Raw genomic sequence first — 25,329 nt, forward strand, 5'->3', positions numbered from 1 at the left:
CCATTATAGATTGCCACGCGCTCTAAAGAGCGCTCGCAATGACGCCCCGCTGCAACTTAATAAAAATAACTCGCCGTTACACAAATTTCATGACTTTTTGTATTTAATTTTTCTTGAATGAAATACTTATTCGTTGATCCGTAAGGGTGTTGAGGAGTTGTATAACTTTCAACTCGCATACCCCAATCAGCGCTAGGAAAATCCGTCAAAAATGGAATATTTCTTTCCCCAACAAGAGTTCTAACGTCATGATAAATATACTTTATACCAACGCAAAGCTTATCTTTAAAGGCCCAATCTACACTTGCGTTTGCGCCAAACGCTCCCGAAGCTGCATTCAGAATTGCTTGCCCCGAGCATGTCCATTTTCCTATAGAGGAAGGATATGTGTAACTTATATTAGGTCCAAATTCCCATGCTTTTTTTCCCTTATAAACATGCTCCGCTGTTAACCCAACATACCATCTATCATTAAACTGATAGCCGGTCACCATCTCCATCGACACCCCTCGTGTTGTTAGATAGAAATTAAAATCTGGCAATCTCCACCCTTTCCAAACGAGTGGCTCGACTGCAAAATCACCTCTCGATAAATTTTTAAACGCTGCATAAGCGAAGGACCATGTTGTTGCACTTAACACAAGAGACAGTATACTCCCGGCTTCGATATCTCTTTTGGTAATGCCAAAATCTCTCTCTTTGTAATGCTTGACTATTTTAGCAATATCGCCGTTATCTTTCTTGTCTTCATTATTGCTATTTTTTTGCTCTCTCGATTCAGGTGCTTAACTATAATGAAAAGCCCCTAACTTATTCATGACATAATCAACCGCATAGAGAATGTGTCCGTTTTTGTGAAAGATAATATCAGCAATGGATTGCGCCAAACGCATTTCGTTATTCAAACCCGCCATATCGGAATATAATAAATCACCTCTTTTATAATCCCAATAAAACCTATTTGCTTCGTCCCACTTTTCAAAATTATCAACATTCAAATCACTATCTTTCCAAATAGGCTTCGTGTACGCTCCTTCCGACCATTTTAAAAAATTAAAAAATCTTGAAATATAAATTCCATAAGCGTAGTTTGTTTCAGCCTTCTTCTCTGAATAAGCGTTATAGTGATAAGGTATATTTAAAGAACTTTTTGCGCGGGCATGCCCAAACTCATGGTAAACAATACTGTTTATACGAGCAAAATGCTCATGGGGACCGCTGTATAGAAAAAGATATAAAAATTTAACCACAGCAGAAGCTTTTTCAGCTGAAATCCACTCGGTTGAGTCCTTATCATCAAAAGGCGTTACTATATAATCCACAAACATATCACCTAATTTTGTGGACAGCTGCATTAGGCTCAGCGGCCCATGTATCATCGCTTCATTTGAGTTAAATGCACGCTCCATATAGCCTGGCGTTACTGTAAATGCCCTTACAAGCTTTGCCCTTTTCTCTTCTTTTTTATCCGCAGGGGCTTTTGCGTCAAGCGCGAACCAAAATAACATTTACACTCCAAAAAAAACCACTTCTATTTTTCACACCTTAATCCTTAAAAATCAACTAAAAGATAGTTTTAATAAATCATCATGTAATGTTTTTATATCCCCAGCATTTGTATCAATTTGCAAAACTGCATCACTTAACTTCTGTCCATTAATATTCATTGCGCTGACATTTTTGCCCACGATATACCCTTCTTTGCCATTCATATATAAAGATGCGAATCTGGATTTTTCTTTTACATCTTCAACCAAAACTGTTCCAGGACTATCAATAAAACTTGATACCAATCGAACTTTAACTTTCTTTTCTAACGCCTTTCGCGCAGCATTTTCTTGCAAAACTTTCGCTCCGCATTTCGATAACTGAAACATCTCATCATAAGTTAAATAATCCAACCTCTGTGCTGTTGGAATGATCTTAGGATCACTTGTATACACCCCTTCAACATCAGAATAGATCTGACATTCATCTGCCTGTAGATAATGAGCTAATTCCACAGCTGTTAGATCAGACCCTCCGCGACCTAATGTCGTAATAACACCATCTTTTGAAACACCTTGAAATCCTGCCACAACAGGTATAAAATCTTCACGCACACTTGCCAACAACTTTCCTGTTGGAATATCTGCAATTTCTGCATGCGTTGGTGTAGCGCTTGTGATAATTGGCACTTCATATCCTAAAAATGATTTGGGCTTCATACCATGCTTTTGCAGAGCTAAGGAGAAAAGCCCAACAACCACTTGCTCGCCCGTAGATAAAACTAAATCATGGAATGATGTTTTTTGATCACCTTCAAAATGACTGAGTTGATCCTCCAACCGATTTGTTGTGTTGAAGGCAGCTGATACAACCACCACAACCTTATGATGTTGCATAAGCTTTTTCACAATAGCCACGCAGCGCTCAACACGTCTGATATTGGCTACAGATGATCCACCGAATTTTGCAACAATGAGTGACACGTAAAGTTATCGTTTTATGCTCTTCGCAATTATAGCATCTATTCTAAGCGCATGCGAACATATTTCATCATCCTGAGGAATTCTGTCATGGCGAGCGAAGCGTGGCCATCCATGGATCACCACATCTCGCCTTCGCTAAAGCTACGGCGGATTCGTGATGACGCGTTTATATTTTTACCCCCATAATACACTTTCCGATTAACAATAATATTGACAAACGATAATTTTTTATTGTAAAAAATAAATATGAAAACCAAAAAAATCGCATAAATGAAACTCAAACAACTCTTAATCTTAGGCATCATCTTACTATGTCTTGTCAAAATTTTATTCTTTATCCCTAATTTTGATATTGCAGCAACCTATTTTCCTGATATGCCATCTGAAAAAAATTCTGCCATAAAAATGTTTTTAAAAATTAAACATACGATTCCTTTTATGCAATATATCCTAGGCATATGTGCCCTTGGCGTAACACAAGCCATTCATATTCTCATTGCGTACTTTTGTGCACGTATTGTGCAAGCTGAAAATTTTAAAGCTATGATCGCAATTCTGCCAAAAATTTCTTACGCATTTTTAGGGCTCGCTATTTGGGATTTCTTGCTAGAACCTTTATTCGGACTCATCACATTTTGGCACTTCAAAAAAGGTGAAGGTGGTTTCATTTCTGTCATTATAAACAATGATCAAATTCAGTTTTTGATTATTGCTGGCTTGCTAGTTTTGTTGATGCAACACATGAAAAAAGCTTATGAGCTTGAGAAAGAAACGGAACTAACCGTATGATTATCATTGATCTAGACGTCATGATGGCCAAAAGAAAAATTAAACTCAAAGACCTCGCGCAAAAAGTTGGCATTACAGAAGCAAATCTTTCAATTCTTAAAAACAATAAGGCAAAGGCTATTCGATTCTCCACACTTAGCGCACTATGCGAACATTTAAATTGCGCACCTGGAGATTTGTTGGTTTATCAGCCAACACCGTCATCCTGAGGAATGCTGTCATGGTGAGCGAAGCGTGGCCCTCCATGGATCACCACATCTCACCTTCGCTAAAGCTACGGCGGATTCGTGAGACGAAACAGCTCAGAGTAACGCAAGAAATATGCTAACATAAAGCTATAAGCTCGATATTTTCTCACATGTATGTCGTCAACTGCAGCCTCAACCCTAAAAGCAAAGGCAGAAGGGTTTTCGATAAAATTCAAGAAGAGTATAAAAATTTCAACTATGTTGATTTAGAGGATTACCCCCTACCTCATTGTAATGGATGGACACAATCTGCATTTGAAGATAAGAATGTCAAAATTCTTCATGATAAATTAATTGATTCCAAGGGTATTCTTCTAGTAGCGCCAGTTTACAACTGGGATATCAACTCTGTTGCAAAAAATTTCATGGAAATGCTTGGCACGCCTTATGAAAAAAATGGACTCACTGGTAAAGTATTTCATCACAAAGTCATTGGTATTATTGCTATATCAGGCTCAAAAAGCAGTTACCTTGCACACCTTGGTCTTATGAATAGCTTTATGATAGATTTTCAGGCATTTATCGTACCAAAACATGCATTGATTACGCGCGAAGATTTTAAAGAAGATGGTAGCTTTAATATGACATATGTGAATGAAACCGTGGATTATTTTGAGAAAATGGTGAAGGCGTTGGGAGGTGTCATGGCAAAGTCCTGAAAGGGCTGTAACCATCCATACTGGATCACCGCGTCGCTACGCCCCTCGTGATGACGCGGCCCCACTCAAATAAGCCTCACAACACCCCTTCGACAACTTACGAATTCGCGCAATATAATGCGCGCGCTCAGTAACACTAATCACACCCCTTGCATCCAATAAGTTAAACACATGATTTGCTTTTAGACATTGATCATACGCAGGTAAAGGTAATTCGTAATACAGCAAATTCTCACATTCTTTTTCATAGTCATTAAAGTGCTGCAACAAAACATCCGTGTTCGCGCGTGTAAAATTGTAGTGTGAAAACTCAACTTCATTGCGTTCAAAAATATCACAATACGTATATTGATCATTCCACTTGATATCAAAGTGACTTTCCACACCTTGCATAAACGCAACAATTCTCTCAACACCATACGTTAACTCAAGTGAAACTTTGGACAAATCAAGCCCACCAACAGTTTGAAAATATGTGAACTGTGTAATCTCAAGACCATCACACCACACTTCCCATCCAAGACCTGATGCACCTAAAGACGGATTCTCCCAATCATCCTCTACGAAACGAATATCATGTTTGGATAAATCCAAACCAATATATTCTAAACTCTTCAGATACAGCTCTTGCGTATTTTCTGGCGCGGGCTTCATAAGAACTTGAAACTGATAATACATTTGAGTGCGATTTGGATTCTCTGCATATCGACCATCTGTTGGACGTCTTGATGGTTGTGCATATGCGCACGCCCAAGCATCATCACCCAATGCTCTCAAAACTGTCATAGGGCTTGATGTTCCCGCACCAACCTCTAAGTCATAAGGTTGCACAATCACACACCCTTGGTTTGCCCAATATTCTTGAAGTTTAAAAATCGTTTTTTGCATAAACTATTCTTATGCAATGCTCTTGCTCATGTTAGCACGCTCTTTTACATGTCTCAAAACTAAAACTACCAATAAACATATATGTCAAAACTAGAGCCAGGGATCGCTTAAAGTAAGGGAGGGTATCTTGAGGGGGCTTTCGCGCTACGCGCTCAGCATAACGTTTTGAAAAAATTAAGGAGCAACTGCCAATTGCAAATAATCATCAGGCATAGTATCCATGCCTTTAACTTGAATTTTTCCATCTTTCGCAATGTCACGAATTACAGAAACGCGATTCTTCGCCGCAACTTGATCCAAAAGCGTTGGTTTGATTTCGTCAATACGCACGTCTGAAACTTCAGGCATGCTATCAATTACTTTCTTGATATTATCTAAGAAGAAAATAAAATAACTCCCCTTTACTTCGAACACTTTAGGAATAAAAGAATTCTTTGCATAGGATGTGATGTCATTTGTATACTTTTCGCCAAATACTTTTTGTAACATGTCCTTGGTAAATGCAGGCATCTTACCAGCATTGTTCTTGTTTGGATCAAACAAAGAGTGGTCGGATACCGCTTTTGTAAATGCTCCTCTTTGATCTTTAAGAGACTTGCTAGAAACCGTTTTCACAATTTCATTTGCTTTAGCTTTATCCGCAACAACACAAATGGAAAGATCATATGTTTTTTCGTCTTTTGCTTTTGCGCGCAATTCTTTATACAAATCTCTAATATCTTGATCTGTCACACCAGATTTTGATTTATTTTCAACAAATTTCTTTGCAATAAATTGACCTTTTAAAAGATTCAATTGCGCTCTATCCTGCTCATTCATCTTATGTTCAGGCATAACATTTGTGATATATCTTTGAAATGCAATAGATAAACCAATCCTGTTTTCTAACTCTTTAAGCATTTTCTTGCTTTGCGGCTTGTTGAAATTGATACCAGATCCTTTAAGCTGATCAATCACATCTTTACGCGTTACAACGCCACCCTTATATGTAACAATAACTTCCTTTTCATCAGCTTCAAAAATTGTTGCCATCTCTTCATTAGCTGCACTAGGTGCTGCAGCTGTTGTGCTTGCGAATAAAAATAACATGAAAACCTTGTGTTTCGTTTAATCTGAATCATTTTAGGATAGAAGTGGGTTGGGTTGCAAATTAAAACCATTGCGTATACTCTTATTTTTCCTTTACTATCAACATAAGAACCTTAGTTCGTTTTCATCATGCACAGCTTTCATCGTCTCTTGCTCTGTGTTTTTATCGGTTTATTCATCTATCTACTTCCACAACCAGCTTCACTCTCTATAGAAGCCTGGAAATTACTTGCTATTTTCATTGGAACAATTTTTGGTCTTATTTTAAGGCCGCTTCCCATGGGTGCAACCGCCTTAGTCGGGCTTTGTATTGCAATTTTCACCAACACGCTTGATGTAAAAACTCAGGCGCTTACAGGTTTTAGTTCACATGTAATCTGGCTCATTGTGATGGTATTTTTTATTGCTAGAGCGGTTATCAAAACCAACTTTGGTATTCGTATTGCCTATTACTTTTTATCACTTGTTGGCAGTAAAACATTATATCTTGGATACGCTATGTCCTTTGCGGAAATGTGTCTTGCGCCATTTATTCCTAGCAGCACGGCGCGTGCAGGCGGTGTAATGTTTCCTATCATTAAATCAATTTCAGAAACACTTGGCAGCACGCCTGCAGATGGAACAGAAAAAAAGGTTGGCTCATTCCTTATACAAGTTGGTTTTCATGCAAATGCTATTACAAGCGCTATGTTCTTAACCGCTTCCGCAGCTAACCTCATCGCGCAAAGTCTTGCAGCTCAACAAGGTATTGAAATCTTATGGAGCAATTGGTTTATCGCATCATGTGTACCTGCAATGTGCTCTATTATCTTAATGCCTTATCTCATTTATAAACTTGACCCACCTCAAGAAACAGAGTTGCAAAACGCAACCAAAATTGCGCAAGCGCAACTTAAAAAACTTGGACCAGTGTCACAAAAAGAAAAATATATGGCAGGTATTTTTGTTGTTATGCTCTTATTATGGGCTGGAGAAACTGTCTTTGGCATAAATGCCACAACTGTTGCATTTTTAGGTGTATCATTATGTCTTTTGGTGAATATTTTAGACCTGGATGATATTATTAGCGAAAAAGAAGCTTGGAATACATTATTGTGGCTATCTATCCTCTTCACAATGTCTACATATCTACAAAAATTTGGTTTGATTAGCTGGATGGCGGGCTATCTAAGCGCATTAACTCAAGGGTTTTCACCTATGAGTGTATTAATGATATTGGCCTTTAGTTATCTATATATTCATTACTTCTTTGCTGGCAACACGACACAAGTTACATCTGTTTATCCTGCCTTCTTAGCGGTATGTATAATGTCTGGCGCACCTCCACTTTTGTCTGCCTTGTTGCTAGGATTCTTGAGCGCACTTTATGCATGCCTTACACACTATGCCACAGCAGCAGCGCCCATTTATTTTGCTGCTGGTTTTGTGCCTGTAAAAACTTGGTGGAAAGTTGGGTTTTTTATTAGCTTGCTTTATGTAGTCTGCTGGTTTGGTATTGGAATGCTATGGTGGAAGTTCCTCGGCCTTTATTAACTCTTTATTAGCAAAATTTCCTCTCCTTAAGAAACATCTCAATAAAACATACAACTGTGGATATCACAAAAATTCCTATAGGTGAAAATGCAACTGTATCTCTGCTTGATTCTGATCTTGATATGCAGCTTATTGACATGCCTTTTGGTGCTTGGGAAGGAAGAGAGCTTATTGATAAAGACGCTATGAAAGGTGCAATTCGGCTCATCGAAAAAATCCTTGCTTTAGATGAGGAAGATTTTGATGAAAATATAAGAAAAACTGAAATAGATAAAATATTGCACCATAATGATGGTGATTTGTTTCGATTCTTTGTCTGTGTCGCTTGCGCACTTCGTATTCGCAACAACTTTTTCGAGAACACAGAAACTATCAGCGAACGACTAGGCGATTCCTTAGATACAATTCTCGTCAAAGAAAATCCTTCTATAGAACTTGAACTCGGAGCAGGTGCCAACGATGGACGATTTATCTATCGCGCAGAACCTCAAGATATTATTTTGCATTTTGGCAGTTTGTTGAATGCATACAATATATTGAAAGATTATGCAAAACTCTAAACATCAGATCTAGTTAATACAAATTCACCTTTTCAGGAAAAATAATTTTAAGCATCTTAGCATCCTGGGTTCTACCGTGCATTACATTTTTCATCAGCAGCAAATTAACTCAAAACATCTCTTCACCCAACGTTCTTTACGCGTCTTCAGATACTGAAGTGTCGAAACCTGTTGATACGCCATTTGTCAATTGGCGCGCAAGACCTGCTCAGCTTCAAGAAATGATTTTTCAAGGCTTTTTTACCGTGCAACAATTAACCCGCTCAAAAGAGTGTTAACTACCCTGGCGAAAAGGATTACGAAGTGAAGCGCGACTGACACAACGCTACAAACGCGTTAGGCTTACTCAAATGGCACAAACTAACGCAAGAAAAGCGTGATAGATATAACACCTTCACAACCGCAGACTGGTTGAAATATTTTGAGAAAAACAGAAGAAATTCATCCAATGAAATAAAATATTTCATCTCCTATCCCAAAAAGCACCTCTTATATATCGCAAATATGTTGCGATAAACATATACCCCGTCATTAACTCTGATAGACATACTTGTGCATTTAGAGGATTATACTCATTTTCAATAAACAATTTACGCTCTTCTATGGCATTGATACCCTTTAGTATATCCGCCACACACGAACACCCGGCACTCATTATAACATTACTAAGCATCAGATAGTCTTTTAAAAAAACAAGAGGAGGAATAGTATATATTCCAAGCAAAAAACAAGATTGGTCATGACCTAATCTTCCAAGCCTTAAGGCTAAGTACCCTCGGCGCAGGAGCTTTTCACGTCTGAGTTCGAGATGGATTCAGGTGTTGCATCTCCGCTATGATGACCAATCATGTTTTGTGCTTTTTGTGTTTAATAACAAATGATTAAATTATGAGAGTGGTTGACTCTACTGTGTAAGTTGAGTTTTCAGATAAGCCAATGGGGTTATTAGTACGGGTGAACTACACATGTTACCATGCTTCCATTTCCCGCCTATCAACGTGGTAGTCTTCCACGACCCTCATAGGGATGATTCGTATTAAGGGAGGCTTCCCGCTTAGATGCTTTCAGCGGTTATCCCGTCCATACTGTAGCTACCCAGCGCTGCCGTTGGCACGACAACTGGTACACCAGAGGTATGTTCATTCCGGTCCTCTCGTACTGAGAACAACTCCTTTCAATCATCCTAATTCCTACGGCAGATAGGGACCAAACTGTCTCACGACGTTCTGAACCCAGCTCACGTACCACTTTAATTGGCGAACAGCCAAACCCTTGGGACCTTCTACAGCCCCAGGATGTGATGAGCCGACATCGAGGTGCCAAACCTCCCCGTCGATGTGGACTCTTGGGGAGATAAGCCTGTTATCCCCGGCGTACCTTTTATCCGTTGAGCGATGGCCCTTCCATACAGTGCCACCGGATCACTATGACCGACTTTCGTCTCTGCTCGACTTGTGGGTCTCGCAGTCAGGCAGGCTTTTGCCATTACACTCACCGATTGATTTCTGACCAATCTGAGCCTACCTTCGCACGCCTCCGTTACTCTTTCGGAGGCGACCGCCCCAGTCAAACTACCCACCATACAGGGTCCCAGACAATAGGTCATGGTTAGATATCGCTTATGTTAAGGGTGGTATTTCAAGGATGGCTCCACGCAAGCTGGCGCTCACGCTTCAAAGCCTCCCACCTATCCTACACATAACACAAACAATACCACTGTAAAGCTGTAGTTAAGGTGCACGGGGTCTTTCCGTCTAACCGCAGGTACTCCGCATCTTCACGGAGAATTCAATTTCACTGAGTTGGTGTTGGAGACAGCGGAGAAGTCGTTACGCCATTCATGCAGGTCGGAACTTACCCGACAAGGAATTTCGCTACCTTAGGACCGTTATAGTTACGGCCGCCGTTTACTGGGGCTTCAATTCGGAGCTTTCACACCTCCTTTTAACCTTCCAGCACCGGGCAGGCGTCAGACCCTATACGTCCACTTTCGTGTTTGCAGAGTCCTGTGTTTTTGCTAAACAGTCGCCACTCCCTATTCTGTGCCACCTACCTCTGCTTGCGCAGGGATAGGTCCCTTTTCTTCCGAAGTTACAAGGGCATTTTGCCGAGTTCCTTCAACACCATTTTCTCATCGCCTTCGTATACTCTACGTATCCACCAGTGTCGGTTTAGGGTACGGTCCATTTATTGTATTCGCTATTTCCTGGAACACCTTCCTTGCCCCCAACAATCCATTAAGCAGGAACAAGTTACGGTATTCGTCACGAATACTGGGTTCAGGAATATTAACCTGATTTCCATCGACTTTTGCTTTCGCATACGCCTTAGGGGCCGACTCACCCCACGCTAATTATTATCGCGTAGGAACCCTTGGATTTTCGGCGATCGTGTTTCTCACACGATTTGTGTTACTTATGTCAGCATTTTCACTTCTCATACCTCCAGCCCCTCTAACGAGTGACCTTCATCGGCCTAGAGAACGCTCCGCTACCGCTTTTTTAGATCCAAACATAATGTTCTTTTCTGCCACCATCATCTTAACCAAACCTTGAAGGTTTTCTTCATAGGTTTTGTAAGAATCGTACGTGATGCATTTTAACTCCACACAGAGTTTAAGAAGAATCTTAGCATCATCAATAGATATGATGGCTGCTTCAAGAGCTTCTTTGCGTCCTAGTTTTGCATTAAAGCGATTGAACTGCTTTAAGGCTTCTAGTAATGTTGTTCTTAGTTCATTCATAACCCTATCATTATTCTGTTCTTGAATAATGCGTTTGGTCATGTCATAGAGTGTATCTAAGATTTTCATTGTTCTTCATACTGTGTTGATGTTTTTTTGTATTGTGGCATTTTTGATACATGATGTATATAACATTACATTAAGATCTAAAAAACCCAAAGCTTCGGTGGATCACTTGAGCCCCGTTACATTTTCGGCGCAAAAACACTTATCTAGACGAGTGAGCTGTTACGCTTTCTTTAAAAGATGGCTGCTTCTAAGCCAACTTCCTCGCTGTCTTGGCGTCTTCACTTCCTTTTCCACTTAGTGATCACTTAGGGACCTTAGCTGTTGGTCTGGGTTGTTTCCCTCTCCACTACGGAAGTTAGCTCCCGCAGTGTGACTACCTTGCCTGCCACACCAGTATTCGGAGTTTAATTGGGTTTGGTAAGATGTGACTCCCCCTAGCCCATTCAGTGCTCTACCCCTGGTGCTTATATCAAGGCGCACTACCTCAATAGTTTTCGCGGAGAACCAGCTATTTCCGAGCTTGATTAGCCTTTCACTCCTAACCACAAGTCATCCCCTGATTTTGCAACATCAGTGGGTTCGGTCCTCAATTCGTCTTACCAAATCTTCAACCTGCTCATGGCTAGATCGCCCGGTTTCGGGTCTTATACTGCAAACTATGGCGCTCTATTAAAACTCGCTTTCGCTTCGCTTACACCTAACGGCTTAGGCTTGCTTGCAATATAAACTCGCTGACTCATTATACAAAAGGTACCCCATCACTACAGCAAGCTGTAGCTCTGAGTGCTTGTAGGCGTCCAATTTCAGGTCTATTTCACTCCCCTTCTCGGGGTTCTTTTCACCTTTCCCTCACGGTACTTGTTCACTATCGGTCACCAAGACGTACTTAGGCTTGGAGGATTGGTCCCCCCATGTTCAAACAGGATTTCTCGTGTCCCGCTCTACTCACTCTTATAAAATCTTTCTACCTGTACGGGGCTGTCACCCTGTATCGCTGTGCTTCCCAACACATTCCAGTTCTTAACTTTATAAGCGCACTCTATGGTGCGGCCTGGTCCGATTTCGCTCGCCACTACTTTCGGAGTCTCTTTTGATTTCCTTTCCTCTGGGTACTTAGATGTTTCAGTTCTCCAGGTTCGCTCTCTTCGTAAACGAAGAGTATATTTTTAGACTTGGATTGAATGAATTTGAGATGGTAGCAAAGAGATTTGGAATTTTTTTCCGCAGTGTAGTAGATCTACTCGAGGAAAAAAAATTCTAAATATCTGAAGCTAACGCTCAAATTCATTCAATCCAAACTAAAAATATGGGTTTCCCCATTCGGAGATCTACGGATCATAGGTCTTTCGCTCCTCCCCGTAGCATTTCGTCGCGTATCACGTCCTTCATCGCCGCTTGGTGCCAAGGCATCCGTTAAACGCCCTTCCTATCTTACCTGATTCTTTAGGGTAAAAATATTTCATCTACTTCGTCAAAAATTGATTTTACTCAATCATGTAGATTTACTACATTCAATCGCAAAATAAATTTTCTCCTCGTATCTAAAACATTTTTCCTCCTAAATGACCTAGACCTTGAGGCCGGGAGTTAAATCGAAGTTTAATCTCTCCTCTCTCAAGGTGGAAGGCATTTACCTTTTGTCTTATAATTTATTACTCAGTTTGCTGTGTGACAATGGTGTTAGTCACACAACTGCGTTTATTTTTGTTATAAGACATGGTATCTTATACATCTCTTCAATAAATGAAGAGATGTATTACCACTCTCATAACTTAATCATTTATATTAAGCGTCATCCTGAGGAGCGAAGTGCTTGAAGAATCTTCCTAAGATAAACTCAAGAAGATCTTTCAGCTGCGCCTCAAGATAACGATATTAATAGCTTACGTTTCACTTTAAGCTGTCTGTTTTTAACTTTAAATACTACCTTTTCATCTGGTGGAGACAATCGGACTTGAACCGATGACCCCCTGCTTGCAAAGCAGGTGCTCTACCAACTGAGCTATGCCCCCATGGCTTTGGTGGGCCTGGGAGGACTTGAACCTCCGACCCCACGCTTATCAAGCGTGTGCTCTAACCAACTGAGCTACAAGCCCCTTACTTTGCTGTGTTTTTGAGTGTTTACTTCGTCGGTTTTCGATTTTATCGCGTCATGTACATTCAGTACACTCCTTATAAAATCTCAAATCCTCCTTGTATCCATCTCAAAACCCCTAGCAAATTGTCTTTTCCTCTTTCAGCTCAGAGTTTATTCAAACTTTGAGTTTCGTTGGATGGAGGAAAAACCTTGCTCCACGTATAGAAAAGGTCGAAGAATAGCGCGCGCTTACTTTAATAAATAAAACGCTGTAATTTCTTTAAATTCCAGCAAACAACCTCACGTTTAGAACGCGAGGTTATCTGAGAGGGAATTTATTGTTAGACAAAGAAATTTTTTATTTTCAACCGCAGCGTACTTTTTGGTACGTGAGGATTGAAAATAGAAAAATATCTGAAGTATAACGATAAATTCACCTCAGAGAACTCTTTAGAAAGGAGGTGATCCAGCCGCAGGTTCTCCTACGGCTACCTTGTTACGACTTCACCCCAGTCACCAGCCCCACCGTGATAGGCTTCCTCCTGAATAAATCCAGGTTAGAGCACCTGCTTAAAGCAGAACCAGCTTCCATGGCGTGACGGGCAGTGTGTACAAGATCCGGGAACGTATTCACCGCAGCGTGCTGATCTGCGATTACTAGCGATTCCAACTTCATGCCCTCGAGTTGCAGAGGACAATCCGAACTGAGGTGGTTTTTGGGATTTGCTCCACTTTGCAGTATTGCTTCCTTTTGTTACCACCATTGTAGTACGTGTGTAGCCCAACCTATAAGGGCCATGATGACTTGACATCGTCCCCACCTTCCTCCGGTTTGTCACCGGCAGTATTGCTAAAGTGCCCACCATAACGTGCTGGCAACTAACAACAAGGGTTTCGTTCGTTGCGGGACTTAACCCAACATCTCACGACACGAACTGACGACAGCCATGCAGCACCTGTGCGGAACCCAACTAAATGACCCTCTCTTTCAAGAAGGCACAGTTCCCATGCAAAGGTTGGTAAGGTTTTCGCGTAGCCTCGAATTAAACCACATACTCCACCGCTTGTGCGGATCCCCGTCAATTCCTTTGAGTTTTAATCTTGCGATCGTACTCCCCAGGCGGAATGCTTATCGCGTTAGCTTTGATACTGATGACCGAAGCCACCAACATCGAGCATTCATCGTTTACGGCGTGGACTACCAGGGTATCTAATCCTGTTTGCTCCCCACGCTTTCGCGCCTCAGTGTCTGTAACGAGCCAGAAAATCGCCTTCGCCTCTGATGTTCCAACGAATATCAACGCATTTCACTGCTCCACTCGCCATTCCATTTTCCCCTCTCGCACTTAGTTTGCCAGTATGAAATGCAATTCCCAGGTTAAGCCCGGGGGATTTCACACCTCACTTTTCAAACCACCTACACGCCCTTTACGCCCAGTTATTCCGAACAACGCTAGCACCCTTCGTATTACCGCGGCTGCTGGCACGAAGTTAGCCGGTGCTTATTCCGCAGGTACCGTCATAATCTTCCCTGCTAAAAGAGCTTTACAACCCGAAGGCCTTCATCACTCACGCGGCATCGCTGGATCAGGGTTTCCCCATTGTCCAATATTCCCCACTGCTGCCTCCCGTAGGAGTCTGGGCCGTGTCTCAGTCCCAGTGTGGCTGATCATCCTCTCAGATCAGCTACAGATCATTGGCTTGGTAGGCCATTACCCTACCAACTACCTAATCCGGTACAGGCCGCTCTTCTTGCGATAAATCTTTCCCCCGTAGGGCGTATTTGGTATTATCGTTCGTTTCCAAACGTTATTCCAAACAAGAAGGTACGTTCCTATATATTACTCACCCGTCTGCCATGTCACCCGAAAGTAACATTCGACTTGCATGTGTTAAGCATGCCGCCAGCGTTCGTTCTGAGCCAGGATCAAACTCTCAAATTAAACTTTGATTGTTTAAAACATCCTAGTTTTATTCTGCACAACCTCTAAGGAAAGAGATTGGCTTACTCAAAAAGAATTAAAGTTGACATCAGCACTACAATATCGCTGATGTCTTTACGCTATTCATCGACCTTTTCTATGAAACCTACAGATGCATCCAGACACTGTGCTTAAATCTTAAGGACAGTGGGTGGATGAAAGGTATTCAGGCAATGACAGGGCTACGCCCCGTCATTGCGTAGAAAAAACTATAAAGACGTTTTCACGCGTCTTCTTTTCTTTACTTTACAATATAGTTTTAGCACAAGAAGAGTTTAGAATACAACTCATGAATTGTTGTTTTTTTTAAGAAAAGTTTCTATAAAGAAAATGTACCGAAATAAACTGTTTGATTTAAAGGGAAAGTAAGATGCTATTTTTAACTTATAATTTATTAAATGCAGGAATAGAGCATATTCCGGCTGCAAAAGAGATGTCTAGACACTTTGATGTCCTAGCTGAACAGCTAGGAGTAGATGAAACAGAGAGAACAAAACGGGTAGATAATCACCTAACCCTTATTTCTTCTGGATTACCAGCGGACCTTGAAATTGATCAAATAACCCTCTTGGCACATGATATTATTGTAGACCAATGGGCTGGCGAGCGCGGCATAACGTTTGGATTCCCTAAATCTTTAGCGGATCAAGTGTTAGTTAGGCATCAATCTGAAACTGTAGATTTTCAAACTTTTATACGTTTTGTTTCTATAACTCTCACAGATCCAGGAGAAGAAAAGTTAGAGACATACCAAAAATTATCCGAGATTTTTTTTCGCACAAGAGCAGAATAAACCTCTTACCTCAAAAAAATCTGAGCGCTCTTGAGATGTTATTAACTGAGTATAGATAAAGTTATTTTATTTCTCATATTCACGCACAAACGCGTCTAACAATCGCACACCAAACCCAGATGCGCCCTCTTTATCAAGATGGTCGCTCGTAATTCCATAAGCTACACCTGCAATGTCCATATGGCACCAGTCAATCTCTTTTGGAACAAATTCCCGTAAAAATGCTGCGGCTGTGCTGCTGCCGCCACCTTTAATTGTGCTTGTATTTCTCACATCTGCGATCTTTGACTTAATTGCTTTTGTGAAGCTCTTGTGAAGTGGCATACGCCAAACTGGCTCTCCTACTGCTTCTGCTGCTTCAGATAAACGCGCAGCTAACGCATCACTTTCTGTGAATATTCCTGCAAAAATAGAGCTAAGACCAACCGTAATAGCGCCTGTCAATGTTGCAAGATCAATAATAAGCTTTGGCTTATAATTAGACGCATACCATAGCGCATCAGAAAGAACTACACGCCCTTCCGCATCTGTATTTAAAACTTCAATAGTTTTACCTGAGGCGGTTTTTACAATATCACTTGGACGATACGCGTCTCCATCTGCCATATTTTCTGCAGCTCCAATCACACCTATGACATTCACTTTTGCACCACGTTTTGCCAAAGCATAAAACAACCCTGCAACAGTTGCACCGCCGGTCATATCATGTTTCATATCTTCCATAGATGCAGATGGTTTAATTGATATTCCGCCGGTATCAAATGTGACAGCCTTTCCAACAAAAGCAAGAGAAGGTTCGTTAATAGGCCCACCCTTATACTCTAAAATAATCATCCGCGGAGGTCTTATACTTCCACGGCCAACTGCAAGAATTCCACCCATACCTAACTTTTCCATAGCAGGAACATCTAGAATTTTTACTGTTATAGGTAACCCTTTTAATTTTTCTTTAATCTGCTCAGCGAGTGTTTCGGGATACAACATATTCGCAGGCTCATTGCTTAAATCCTTCGTAAACATTACACCATCTATTACAGGATCATAATTCATCACATCTCCAGCTATATCTAGATCTGATACAATATGAAACGCATTCTGTCTCTTCTTATAACTTTCTTCAAAAACAGTTTTATAAGACATAAACTCATATGCCTGCAATTTTAGACCAATCACTATATCTTGAATTTCATGTTTTTCAAATCCATGACAAATCAAAGAAATATGTGCGTTATATGGAAAATCTTTTGTCAATGTATAAATTATACGCCCTGTTTTCAAAAAATTCTCACCGCACGCAATAACCAAACGCGCTTTGTCTTTTGTTTGGTGTAAAAATTTTTGCCCTTCCTTACCTTCAAAGGCATACTTTGTTGCTAAATCTTTCAGTTCTTGATCTAACTGAGATTGCCATTGATCTTTTTTTACACAGATCACATGAAAATCTGAGTTTACTTCTTTTCCAAATGAAAATTTGAAATCCAATCGTGCCATGGTTTTGTCTGATGAATAAACACTGGTCTATTAGAACGTAATTTTGTTTAAATACACAATATAAGTAATTAAAAATTCAGATATTTTTTATGATTCACTTGTCATCCTGAGCGTCAGCGAAGGATTTTCCTGAGTCTAGCTTAAGAAGATCCTTCGCTCACTCAGGATGACGGCGGGAAATTTCTAAGGTATAATGAAACTAGCTTATAGTCTTAACAACACACATGATTGGACCCCTACTTGCATTTCGCGGTTGCGAAAATCAAATATGGAATGTGAGCATATTAGTTGTCATTGATCGTGATAAAAATGAAACGCCTCCTATCCTAGGCAGACCAAATCTACAGCCTTTAAACCCTCCCCAACCGTTCGCGAAAATTTTAAATTATGAATTTATCCGCTTTAAACTTCAAATTATTCAAACAGACCAACAACAAAACATCGCCTATACAATCAACAATCAAGAATATACTTTTATCGTGCCAGCTGCAGGGCAAAACCCTCACATCCTCTACACATCCTGCAACAGATATGATGAAGAGCGCTGGGTAGAAACAAATGGCTTTCAAGCGAACTGGAAAACCATCGTCACCCAACATAAGCAAGCGCCTTTTCATATAAATTTAGGCGGTGGTGATCAAGTATATGCTGATGATGTGCTAGAAATTCCTATTGTGCGTACAAACATAAAAAAATCCGCGCTCACAGTCGAAGAAATAAAAGAATTAGATGAAACGATTCTAAATTTTTATATAAAACTCTATATTTCTTATATCTCTCAACCATTTTATAAAGACATACTTGCATCTATACCTGCTTTAAATATGCTAGATGACCATGAAATATTTAATAATGCAGGCATAACAACCGAGTTTGCAAATAACCCTCTATGCAAAATTCTCTTTGATCATGCTTACGAAATATATATGATTTTTCAAAACCATACCACCACCACAGAAGCAAAATCTCTTGGGTATTTTGGACCAAACGGTCGTAAGAATTTTTCTATTCTACGAAAAGCCGGAGATGTATACATTTTAGGCATGGACATTCGTGGCGACATTTCAAAACAAAGCATTTTACCGGAAGATGCTCGTATGCTCATTTTAGATAAACTCAATACTATTCCTGAAACCGCTACCCATCTTCTTATTATGTCCAGCATCCCAATTGTATTTCCTGAAATTCGCGTATTAACCCGCATTGTAGACTCTGATACATCCAAACTTCAAATGCCTTCTTTATCTGACTTGGTTGGCTTATGGGGAAGTTACCTACTATTTGAAGAACGTGATGCATTCATTCAAGATATTTTAACATTTGCAAAAACACGTAAAGAACAAAACAAACCATTGCGTATAACCTTTTTAGCCGGCGACACACATATGGCAAGCGCAGGTGTTGTATACAAATATAAACACACACCGTTTTATAAAAATCCAGAATATATTTTGCAACTCACAAGTTCTGGTGTTGGTTCAACATTTGGAAAAACAAGAGCTAGTCAGAGTTACTCACAATTTTTCGTGCTAGATGCGCTGCAATTCTTTTTTCAAAAAAAGACGCGCGCAGAAAGCAATAAAAATATAAAAATGCAAATGCTGCATTTTGACAAAAAAGCCCTGCTCAAAATCCGAAATAAAAACTTTTTTATTGCGCAGCGCAATTGGTTAACACTTAGATTTGCAGACGATAAACGCAAAGGTATCACAAACATTCATGCAACTCTTTTTGCAGAACATATTAACTCTGATATCAATAAAGATAAGAAGCCTGTGCAGTATGTTATGGATATACCGGGACTTCTTTAAATAAAAACATAACATCATGGCGAGCGTAGCGCGACCATCCATAATGGATCACCACGGGGCTTCGCCTCTCGTGATGACGGCTCTGAACCTGTCATTGCGAGCATTCGTTAGAATGCGTGGCAATCTATCGTGATGACGTCTGCGCATATTTAATTCGTGGGGATGAGTCAGCTCAGGATGACGCTTGTCAATTCTCATGATATACTATAGCTAGAAATGCAATATACTATACAACAATGCATAACTCCTCTGAACTGGAGCATCATACAGACTTCGATTTAGAAAGCTTTAGATTTTTTGGAAGCGTGCAATTCTATACCCTTTTCCTTTTAGTCACCTTCTTAGCAGGACAAACAAAATTTGCTAATGAGCTTGCTATTCTTCTGGCTGTATCATCAATCATCTTGTTATTGTTAAAAGTCATTATATTGGCCATAACAGATTATGATATTGATATGCCGAGCATCACAACAGGCTTAGCAACTATATTTTTCATTATGATCATCACAAAAAATACATCGCCAGTTTACATTATATTAGCCTCCCTTACTTTATTAACTGTTCATGTTTTAGCTTTTTTTGATTCTTACTTGGGAAGCGCTTCTAAATCTTTTGTTCATGTATTTACAGGCACAGCTTTCGGCGCTGCACTGGCGCTCACTTATAAATTTGCCATTCAGCCTAAAATTTACAAATGATTATAGTAGGACCATCGCTCTATTTTCGGGGATGCGAAAGCGATTATTGGAAAATTAGTGCACTGATTGTCATACATGAATCAGATGACATTCCTGCTTTTGCCGTTTTCAGTGAAACATTAGAACCTTTTATTGTGGACATAATACAAAGCCATCAATTTCTACGATATGAAATTGCCATACCACAAACAAACGAAGATCAAGTTATCCCATACACCGTTGGAGAACAAAGTTATGCATTAACCGTTCCCGCAAAAAACACTTATCCCAATATTTTCTACACATCCTGCAATAGATATGAGCTCAAAGAACACCCCGAAAAGGGCGGTTTTGAAACAAACTGGCGAGAAGTGGTTTTCGATCATGCGAAGAATCCAATTCACCTAGGTCTTGGCGGAGGTGATCAAATTTATAGTGACGGCGTATTAAGCATCGCAGAACAGTATATAGACAACCCAACCTCTAAAGAAAACTTTCAACAGACTGTAGAAAGTTTTTATCTTGAAACCTACATACATTATATGACGGCGCCCTATTATAGAGAGATGCTTGCATCAGTTCCATTTTTAAATTTCACAGATGACCATGAAATCTTCAATGGCTATGGATCTTTGCCAACCCACTCACACGAAGCATTTATATATAAAACTATTTTCAAAGTTGCGTACAGATTTTACTTACTTTTCCAACACAATATGACAAAAGATGAAGGTGCTCAGCTTGGCTATTTCGGAAAAAAACATGAACACGCGTTTTCTACGTTACGACATGCTGGACCTGTTTCGATTTTAGGCCTTGATCTTCATGGTGAGCGAACACAACATCAAATGCTTTCCAAAGAATCAACCGATGCTGTGTTTGATGCCTTGGAGACTTTGCCGACTGGTTGCAAACACCTTCTTGTAATGAGCAGCATCCCCTTCCTTTTTTGCTCTTTCCAATTCATCAGCAAATTCTTCAATGATCTAGATCCTCAAACGCCACGCGCTATTGAAAGAGGTCTGGGTTCCAATATTCTAGACCAATGGGGCAGTGATTTTCATCTTGAAGAACGAGATGCGTTTTTTAAACGATTGATAAAATTTACAAAGAAAAGATTTTCAAATAACCAACCTGTTCGCATTACATTTCTGTCTGGTGAAATGCACATTGCATCTGCTGGTGCGCTTTATGAAAAAACATTTATCCCTCCACAGTATAATCCTCTCTACTTTGTGCAATTAACAAGCTCTGGCATTGGTAGCACAACAGCACGAACAAAGCGAAATTACACTTTTGTTACGCTCATTCTTGGGCTTGCAGAACATTTCCTCTCCCCTCCAACACCGATAAAAAACGAGCCATCCATGAAGTTAAATTTGCTCTATTGGTATAAAGATTTGCTTTTACCTATGCCCACCCATAATCATTTTATTTCTCAAAGAAACTGGTTGAGACTCTACTTCAAACAAAACAATATGCAGGCTATTTTATTCGCAGAAAATGAATCATGCACATTGAAAAATAGAGCGGCACCTGTGAGGTACTTTATTGATGTGCCTGGATTGACTCAAAAGTAAATCCATGATGGATCACCACAGCGCTACGCGCCTCGTGATGACGGCTCTAGTCCGTCATTGCGAGCGTTCGTTAGAACGCGTGGCAATCTATACAGCTCACTGCGCTCTACTATTATAATAAGACTCATAATGACGAACTTGAGCAAATATGATATACTGAAACTAGAAATTCTTACCTAAACAAAAAAATGAATCCAACTACCTACCCTTTTGTAACCTTTGATGGATTTCGTTTTTTTGGCACATCCCAATTTTACACGCTGTTTATTCTCACAACATTTTTCTTAGATGACTCAGAGATTGGAAAAGATTTGATTATTTTACTCAGCACATCTGCGGGTATTTTATATGGATTAAAGTGGATTACTACGTTCGTCTCAAATTTTGAATACACTGCACCTAGCGTTACCACAGGCGTTTCCACATCTTTCTTTTTGTTTGTGATGCAAAGACGCATGAAAGATTTATTCACAGTTTTTGCCGGTTTTATATGGTTATCCGTACATGGACTATATGTTTTAGATTCGTATTTTGGAAATTTGCGCAAAACATCTATTCATGCACTTACAGGAACAGCATTAGGTGCTGTGATTTATTGGGTTTATGATGAGGTGAAAAACAACTAACTTACCGCGCACTCACGTCATGGCGAGCGGAGCGTGGCCATCCATCCGTCTTCGCTAATTTTGCCAAAGGCAAAATTTAGCTACGACGAGATTGATCGAGTCGGAGCGTGCAAAGGGATGTCTCGCCGAAGCTCAAAGAGCGTAGGCGGGCTATCTCTGCGTGGATCACCACGGAGCAAAGCTCCTCGTGATGACGATTATGCCTCAATTAACTCGCCATGCAAAGAATTCTGATACGCGGCCAAAATCTTCACCGGCACAATCTCTCCAATCAATGATTCATCACCATCAAAATACACAGACTGCAAATGTGGATTCTTGCCAATCAACTGTCCTGGCTCTTTGCCTTTTTTCTCCACCAAAACTTCATTCACCAAACCAACTTGTTTTTGATGTGCCAACAATTGTTTCATGCGCAACAAATCTTGCAATTCATACAATCGTGGCGTTTTCACATCCTCAGGCACTTGATCTAATACGCTCGCAGGTGTGCCGGGTCTGACACTATAATTAAATGAATACCCAACATCAATACAATCTTGCACCAACTGCAAGGTTTGCTTGTGATCTTCCTGAGTTTCACCTGGATATCCCACAATAAAGTCCGAAGACACCATAATATCTGGACGTGCTTTGCGAAACTTTTCCATCAATCCATAATATAAATCAATTGTGTGTTTGCGATTCATAGCTTTCAACATTTTGTCACTTCCTGTCTGAACAGGTAAATGCAGATATGGCATCAGCTGGGGTAATGAACCATGGCATTCAATGAGATGATCTGTAATATCTCTTGGATGAGATGTTGTATAACGCAAACGTTTTAGCTCTGGCAATTCTTTTGCAACTGTTTCGAGTAAAACTGCCAAACTTGCTGGATTGCCCTTTTCATCATCACCATGATAATCACTTACATTTTGCCCGAGCAGTGTAATTTCTTTTGCACCCAAGCCAACCAAATGTTTCGCTTCTTCAATGATAGCTTTTACAGGACGAGAATACTCTGCGCCACGCGTATAAGGCACAACACAAAAATGACAAAACTTATTACATCCCTCTTGGATCGTTAAAAAAGCTGACGCCTTTGTTTCTGAAACAGCTGGAATGTAGTCGAATTTGGATTCAACTGGGAATTCTACATCTACATGGTGCTTACGAACAGGCACGTCATCACGAGGAGCGCAGCGATGTGGTGATCCATTCTGGATGGCCGCAACCCCTTCAGGGCTTCGCCAGGAAGACTCTCGGCGAACTTTGGTTAAATACTCCGGCAATCTATGATAATTTTGCGGACCAAACACAACAGATACATAAGGCGCCTGTCGCACAATCTCATCGCCTTGCGCTTGCGCCACACATCCGCCAACTGCAATTAAATACTCTTGCCCTTGCGCCTCTTGCGCTTTTTTATATTCTCGAATTCGCCCCAATTCTGAAAATATTTTTTGCTCTGCCTTCTCGCGAATATTACATGTATTTAAAATAATCAAATTCGCTTCCGTTGGATCTTCAGTTTGTGTATATCCAAATGGTTTCAGCAATGACAACATTCTGTCAGAATCGTACACTTGCATCTGACAACCATAGGTTTTAATACATACTTTTTTTGGAGAAGTCATTTTTTTGTGGGTATATTTAGATGCTTATATTATAGGGTTTTTACAAGCAGAGAGTAAACCAAGCTCATCAAACGAAACAGTACATGACAATCTAAAAAATAGAGAACCACAATTTTCTCAAGAAAATTTCACTACGACAACCGCCTCTTATATAATTTATTTCATTCAAACCCTAGCTAATACAACAAAATTTAATCAACAGTATTCATCCTCTAAAATTTGTTCTGCATACTTATCTGAAGAGTGTAAAACAGCATTGCTAAAAGGATTGAAAATACTAAAAGGCATTCTAATGGTACGGGAAGGTCCATACTCGCAATATCCTGGTGGCAAAACCGTTACGATATCGGCTCTCCCTGTTATTCCTCTTGCAACAAGTCGCAGTATCTGAGACATCCTCAATGCTCTTGAAAAATAATCAGAACACCAAACTCGCGGCTGCCCCATAGTAATTAATATAATCTGACCATCATTATTACTTAAATTCGTTCGTTTATATAACTTTCTAAAATAATCTAGACAATTCACAGCACACATTGCTGCATTAGCACCACCTAAACTGTGCCCTGTAAAAATAACTTGTTTTTTCTTATTAGACTGTAAAGCGGAAATTTTTTGCTCCATCTGCTGACGAAATGATTCAGCCGCATCTGCAAAACCCATATGCGCATAAGCCCCATCTATGCCTGTATTCTTAGGTAAAAACTTGGCATCTGTTAAAACATCTTTCCAATCACTTGTGCCAGGAAAAGCAAAAATAATATAATCTTGATTTGATGCTACTACAACACTCTTAAATGCTGTAAACTTTCCATCTACATGTTTTCCTGTTTTGATTTGTAAGGATGTATCAACTACCGTCCAAAAATTTTCGCTTAACCCTTTATGCATAACCTCTGTTGAATTTACAGCCGGATTTTCAATAAGTTGATACGTTAAAAGCATAGCATTTACTACGCTTGTTCGTATATTACAATCATTATATGCGGTAACCGCATCATTAAAAGTGGCTGCAAAAATAAATAAACCAAAATTAAAAATCATTTTTGACCTTCCTTTAGCTGGGCAATATACCCTAATAAAACATTTCTTTTTTGTTCTTCAGATAGGAATAACCTGTATCTAATGCTTGGCCAAGAACAAACCCACCCAACAGTTTCAAAAGAAAGACTAACAAACACAGCAGCAAACACCCCACCTAAAAGACCAACAAAGTAATCGTCAGGCTGAGATTGTGTTCTATCTTGCTTGCGCGACCATTCAAGAAAAGGAAAAAACTCTCCTAGTTTATTTTCTTGATGTATTGGTTTAGCTTGGTTCTGACATAGACACCATCGACTTAACTTAAAAAATGGCTCTAGATATGTTACACCCTCCCAACCCCAAAACTGTGATCGTATAAAACTAAGCGCTCCACCAAAGATAATACCGTCTCTACCACTACGCCACATATGGAACAAAAATGTATTTTCAGACTCTACAGCTTTTTTGACAAATGCCGGAAATTCAGTAAAACGTCCTTGGTCTGGAATTTGAAACCAACTCTTAGCATAGACTTCTACATCCGCTTTTTCTTCTCTAGATAACGCATCTTCTATTGTTGATGCTTTTAACCATAGATTAATAAAAATAAACATAAAAATAAGTTTAAATTAATACTAATATTAAAAAACATTTTTTATAT

Annotated in this window: 20 protein-coding genes, 2 tRNA genes and 3 rRNA genes; 10 read left to right on the forward strand and 15 right to left on the reverse strand. The window is 39.9% G+C overall.

Going from position 1 to position 25,329, the window contains the following annotated elements:
* Positions 1–56: 56 nt before the first annotated feature.
* The 3 genes from H6850_00975 to H6850_00985 form a co-directional block, all read right to left on the reverse strand.
* Entirely contained in the window at positions 57–641 is a 585-nt protein-coding gene (locus H6850_00975) for a hypothetical protein (protein ID USO02552.1), read from the reverse strand.
* 144 nt (positions 642–785) lie between these two features.
* On the reverse strand, positions 786–1,508 hold the full coding sequence (locus H6850_00980) for a hypothetical protein (GenBank protein ID USO02553.1): 723 nt from the start codon (positions 1,506–1,508) through the stop codon (positions 786–788).
* 51 nt (positions 1,509–1,559) lie between these two features.
* On the reverse strand, positions 1,560–2,471 hold the full coding sequence (locus H6850_00985; GenBank protein USO02554.1) for an aspartate kinase: 912 nt from the start codon (positions 2,469–2,471) through the stop codon (positions 1,560–1,562).
* Positions 2,472–2,741: 270 nt separating this feature from the next.
* Here H6850_00985 and H6850_00990 point away from each other — a divergent pair, with 270 nt between their 5' ends.
* From H6850_00990 to H6850_01000, 3 genes are all read left to right on the forward strand, one after another.
* Positions 2,742–3,260, forward strand: a complete 519-nt coding sequence (locus tag H6850_00990; protein ID USO02555.1) for a hypothetical protein — start codon at positions 2,742–2,744, stop codon at positions 3,258–3,260.
* The gene (locus H6850_00995; GenBank protein USO02556.1) at positions 3,257–3,469 is read left to right on the forward strand and encodes a helix-turn-helix transcriptional regulator; all 213 of its coding nucleotides are present in this window, start codon (positions 3,257–3,259) and stop codon (positions 3,467–3,469) included. The genes H6850_00990 and H6850_00995 overlap by 4 nt, the downstream gene beginning before the upstream one ends.
* A 149-nt stretch (positions 3,470–3,618) precedes the next feature.
* Positions 3,619–4,167, forward strand: coding sequence for an NAD(P)H-dependent oxidoreductase (locus H6850_01000; protein USO02557.1), 549 nt, complete (start codon positions 3,619–3,621; stop codon positions 4,165–4,167).
* A gap of 36 nt (positions 4,168–4,203) precedes the next feature.
* Here the strand turns inward: H6850_01000 and H6850_01005 are convergent, their stop codons facing one another.
* Positions 4,204–5,055, reverse strand: a complete 852-nt coding sequence (locus tag H6850_01005) for a glycine--tRNA ligase subunit alpha (GenBank protein ID USO02558.1) — start codon at positions 5,053–5,055, stop codon at positions 4,204–4,206.
* Between the two features lie 174 nt (positions 5,056–5,229).
* Positions 5,230–6,144: a hypothetical protein gene (locus tag H6850_01010; protein ID USO02559.1), complete on the reverse strand. Its 915-nt coding sequence runs from the start codon at positions 6,142–6,144 to the stop codon at positions 5,230–5,232.
* Between the two features lie 150 nt (positions 6,145–6,294).
* On the opposite strand from H6850_01010, the gene H6850_01015 reads away from it, so the two are divergent.
* Both H6850_01015 and H6850_01020 read left to right on the forward strand, forming a co-directional pair.
* Complete coding sequence (locus H6850_01015) at positions 6,295–7,677, forward strand: DASS family sodium-coupled anion symporter (protein ID USO02560.1); 1,383 nt, start codon at positions 6,295–6,297, stop codon at positions 7,675–7,677.
* Positions 7,678–7,733: 56 nt separating this feature from the next.
* A complete protein-coding gene (locus H6850_01020) occupies positions 7,734–8,237 on the forward strand; it encodes a hypothetical protein (GenBank protein USO02561.1) in 504 nt (167 codons plus the stop codon).
* Between the two features lie 463 nt (positions 8,238–8,700).
* On the opposite strand, the gene H6850_01025 is transcribed toward H6850_01020, so the two are convergent.
* The 6 genes from H6850_01025 to H6850_01050 all read right to left on the reverse strand — a co-directional run bounded on the left by H6850_01025 (position 8,701) and on the right by H6850_01050 (position 15,013).
* Positions 8,701–8,871 (reverse strand): hypothetical protein, encoded by a 171-nt coding sequence (locus tag H6850_01025; GenBank protein ID USO02562.1) that lies wholly within the window; start codon positions 8,869–8,871, stop codon positions 8,701–8,703.
* 97 nt (positions 8,872–8,968) lie between these two features.
* Positions 8,969–9,083 (reverse strand): 5S ribosomal RNA (gene rrf, locus H6850_01030).
* A gap of 78 nt (positions 9,084–9,161) precedes the next feature.
* Positions 9,162–12,429 (reverse strand): 23S ribosomal RNA (locus H6850_01035).
* 496 nt (positions 12,430–12,925) lie between these two features.
* Positions 12,926–13,001, reverse strand: a tRNA-Ala gene (locus H6850_01040).
* A 7-nt stretch (positions 13,002–13,008) separates the two neighbouring features.
* Positions 13,009–13,085 (reverse strand) — tRNA-Ile (locus H6850_01045).
* Between the two features lie 430 nt (positions 13,086–13,515).
* Positions 13,516–15,013, reverse strand: a 16S ribosomal RNA gene (locus H6850_01050).
* The 16S, 23S and 5S rRNA genes sit together here with 2 tRNA genes alongside, the layout of an rRNA operon.
* A 405-nt stretch (positions 15,014–15,418) precedes the next feature.
* Between H6850_01050 and H6850_01055 the strand changes: the two genes are divergently transcribed.
* On the forward strand, positions 15,419–15,841 hold the full coding sequence (locus tag H6850_01055; GenBank protein USO02563.1) for a hypothetical protein: 423 nt from the start codon (positions 15,419–15,421) through the stop codon (positions 15,839–15,841).
* Between the two features lie 66 nt (positions 15,842–15,907).
* Here the strand turns inward: H6850_01055 and H6850_01060 are convergent, their stop codons facing one another.
* Entirely contained in the window at positions 15,908–17,332 is a 1,425-nt protein-coding gene (locus H6850_01060) for a leucyl aminopeptidase (protein USO02564.1), read from the reverse strand.
* A 224-nt stretch (positions 17,333–17,556) separates the two neighbouring features.
* On the opposite strand from H6850_01060, the gene H6850_01065 reads away from it, so the two are divergent.
* The 4 genes from H6850_01065 (at position 17,557) to H6850_01080 (ending at position 22,026) form a co-directional block, all read left to right on the forward strand.
* Positions 17,557–19,143 carry an alkaline phosphatase family protein gene (locus H6850_01065; protein ID USO02565.1) on the forward strand — a complete coding sequence of 529 codons (1,587 nt, stop codon included), beginning with the start codon at positions 17,557–17,559 and terminating at the stop codon, positions 19,141–19,143.
* 236 nt (positions 19,144–19,379) lie between these two features.
* Positions 19,380–19,841, forward strand: coding sequence for a hypothetical protein (locus tag H6850_01070; GenBank protein USO02566.1), 462 nt, complete (start codon positions 19,380–19,382; stop codon positions 19,839–19,841).
* Positions 19,838–21,400: an alkaline phosphatase family protein gene (locus H6850_01075; GenBank protein USO02567.1), complete on the forward strand. Its 1,563-nt coding sequence runs from the start codon at positions 19,838–19,840 to the stop codon at positions 21,398–21,400. Before H6850_01070 ends, H6850_01075 begins: the two co-directional genes overlap by 4 nt.
* Positions 21,401–21,588: 188 nt before the next feature.
* A complete protein-coding gene (locus H6850_01080; protein USO02568.1) occupies positions 21,589–22,026 on the forward strand; it encodes a hypothetical protein in 438 nt (145 codons plus the stop codon).
* 197 nt (positions 22,027–22,223) lie between these two features.
* Here H6850_01080 and miaB read toward each other — a convergent pair whose 3' ends face one another.
* The 3 genes from miaB to H6850_01095 form a co-directional block, all read right to left on the reverse strand.
* Positions 22,224–23,645 carry a tRNA (N6-isopentenyl adenosine(37)-C2)-methylthiotransferase MiaB gene (gene miaB / locus H6850_01085; protein USO02569.1) on the reverse strand — a complete coding sequence of 474 codons (1,422 nt, stop codon included), beginning with the start codon at positions 23,643–23,645 and terminating at the stop codon, positions 22,224–22,226.
* Between the two features lie 195 nt (positions 23,646–23,840).
* Positions 23,841–24,689 (reverse strand): lipase family protein, encoded by an 849-nt coding sequence (locus tag H6850_01090; GenBank protein USO02570.1) that lies wholly within the window; start codon positions 24,687–24,689, stop codon positions 23,841–23,843.
* The gene (locus H6850_01095) at positions 24,686–25,282 is read right to left on the reverse strand and encodes a hypothetical protein (protein USO02571.1); all 597 of its coding nucleotides are present in this window, start codon (positions 25,280–25,282) and stop codon (positions 24,686–24,688) included. Before H6850_01095 ends, H6850_01090 begins: the two co-directional genes overlap by 4 nt.
* Positions 25,283–25,329: the final 47 nt, after the last annotated feature.

This window comes from Alphaproteobacteria bacterium (assembly GCA_023898745.1).
In the GTDB taxonomy this organism is placed as follows: Bacteria; Pseudomonadota; Alphaproteobacteria.

Excerpts from the sequence above, each read along its gene's own strand:
- H6850_01090 (USO02570.1), bottom strand. The coding sequence starts at position 24,689 with ATGATTTTTAATTTTGGTTTATTTATTTTTGCAGCCACTTTTAATGAT.
- H6850_01010 (USO02559.1), bottom strand. The coding sequence starts at position 6,144 with ATGTTATTTTTATTCGCAAGCACAACAGCTGCAGCACCTAGTGCAGCT.
- H6850_00990 (USO02555.1), top strand. The coding sequence starts at position 2,742 with ATGAAACTCAAACAACTCTTAATCTTAGGCATCATCTTACTATGTCTT.
- H6850_01095 (USO02571.1), bottom strand. The coding sequence starts at position 25,282 with ATGTTTATTTTTATTAATCTATGGTTAAAAGCATCAACAATAGAAGAT.
- H6850_01005 (USO02558.1), bottom strand. The coding sequence starts at position 5,055 with ATGCAAAAAACGATTTTTAAACTTCAAGAATATTGGGCAAACCAAGGG.
- H6850_00980 (USO02553.1), bottom strand. The coding sequence starts at position 1,508 with ATGTTATTTTGGTTCGCGCTTGACGCAAAAGCCCCTGCGGATAAAAAA.
- H6850_01000 (USO02557.1), top strand. The coding sequence starts at position 3,619 with ATGTATGTCGTCAACTGCAGCCTCAACCCTAAAAGCAAAGGCAGAAGG.
- H6850_01060 (USO02564.1), bottom strand. The coding sequence starts at position 17,332 with ATGGCACGATTGGATTTCAAATTTTCATTTGGAAAAGAAGTAAACTCA.
- H6850_00995 (USO02556.1), top strand. The coding sequence starts at position 3,257 with ATGATTATCATTGATCTAGACGTCATGATGGCCAAAAGAAAAATTAAA.
- H6850_01075 (USO02567.1), top strand. The coding sequence starts at position 19,838 with ATGATTATAGTAGGACCATCGCTCTATTTTCGGGGATGCGAAAGCGAT.
- H6850_01055 (USO02563.1), top strand. The coding sequence starts at position 15,419 with ATGCTATTTTTAACTTATAATTTATTAAATGCAGGAATAGAGCATATT.
- H6850_01065 (USO02565.1), top strand. The coding sequence starts at position 17,557 with ATGATTGGACCCCTACTTGCATTTCGCGGTTGCGAAAATCAAATATGG.
- H6850_01070 (USO02566.1), top strand. The coding sequence starts at position 19,380 with ATGCATAACTCCTCTGAACTGGAGCATCATACAGACTTCGATTTAGAA.
- H6850_01080 (USO02568.1), top strand. The coding sequence starts at position 21,589 with ATGAATCCAACTACCTACCCTTTTGTAACCTTTGATGGATTTCGTTTT.
- miaB (USO02569.1), bottom strand. The coding sequence starts at position 23,645 with ATGACTTCTCCAAAAAAAGTATGTATTAAAACCTATGGTTGTCAGATG.